At 64.1% G+C, this 1,096-nt stretch carries 1 protein-coding gene; it reads right to left on the minus strand.

Translation table 11 applies throughout. The annotated features are described in order from the left end of the window. Window positions 1-5 precede the first annotated feature (5 nt). Window positions 6-1,096, minus strand: a 1,091-nt coding sequence (locus NKH91_RS32240; RefSeq protein ID WP_352885610.1) for an ISAs1 family transposase, incomplete at its 5' end; no start/stop codon positions are given.

Raw genomic sequence — 1,096 nt, forward strand, 5'->3', positions numbered from 1 at the left:
CAGGGCTATCGCATATGAGTGATGGCATTGATGAGATAGTCGTCGTTCCAGGCGCATTTCTTGATGCGATGGCTGATGGGAACTTTGGCAGCATCGGCGGCCTGAAGGATGTTTCTGGCGAGGCGATTGAGAAGGGCTGTGTTGGCGGGAGCATTGTCCTTGCGGGCACGGCTGAGATCCTCATCGAGATGGACATCGAGCATCCAATGCAGGCCGTTCTCGATCTGCCAATGAGCTCTGGTGAGGTCGAGCGCCCGCTGCGGCGACATGAGCGTGGAGGCCATGAACAGGCGCATCAAAGGTCTGGCCTGATCGCGCCGGCTGGTGATGCGGATGAAGGCCTGGTGGCCAGGCATCAGCGGCTCGGCCGCCGCCACGATCTCGGCCTGCCGCCACTCGTTGCGGCCGTGGCTGGTCTCGGTGCGCTCGGCAATGGAAGGGGTGGCGTCGGCCAGTTGCAGGTTGGCACGGCGCAGCCAATGACGACGGTTGCCCTTCAGCGCAAGCAGGTAATCGCCACCTCTTTGGGTAATGGCCGCAGCCATGCGGGTGTGGCAGTGGAGCGCATCGGCGGTGACCAATCGGCCCGTAAGATCAATGAGTTCGACGACCTTGAGCGCGGCCTCGACTTCGTTCTCACCATCGCTTGGCGAGACTGCCGCCAGGCACAGCCGGGTCTCGGCGGCGAAGGCCGACACCGTCAACGGCGGACTGGCTGCCAAGCCCTTCTCGTAGGCCCGCCGCAAAGCCTTGCCGTCAAGCGACACCACCTCGGGCGTCTCTCGGCTGGCTCGGGCGAAAGCTGCGGCAAAGGCAGCAAAGGCGCGACCGAAGGCTTCCGGGTCGAGCAGGCGCAGCAGCCGCGAGAAGGTGTCGTGGCTGGGGGCTGCGTCATAGTCGATCAGCCGCGACAGCGCCTGCTTGCGCTCCTGCGCGAACAGGGCAAATTCCGTCGCATTGCTGGCGCCGCACAGGCTTGCTGCGATCATCATCACGATCAGGTCGCCAAGCCGGTGCGTGGCGTTGGGCGCGCGTGGATCAGGCACCGCGCCAAAGTAGCTCTCAAGGCAGGAAATGGCAGTCGCTCCTTCGCTCA

This window comes from Mesorhizobium sp. M0894 (assembly GCF_040319725.1).
In the GTDB taxonomy this organism is placed as follows: domain Bacteria; phylum Pseudomonadota; class Alphaproteobacteria; order Rhizobiales; family Rhizobiaceae; genus Mesorhizobium.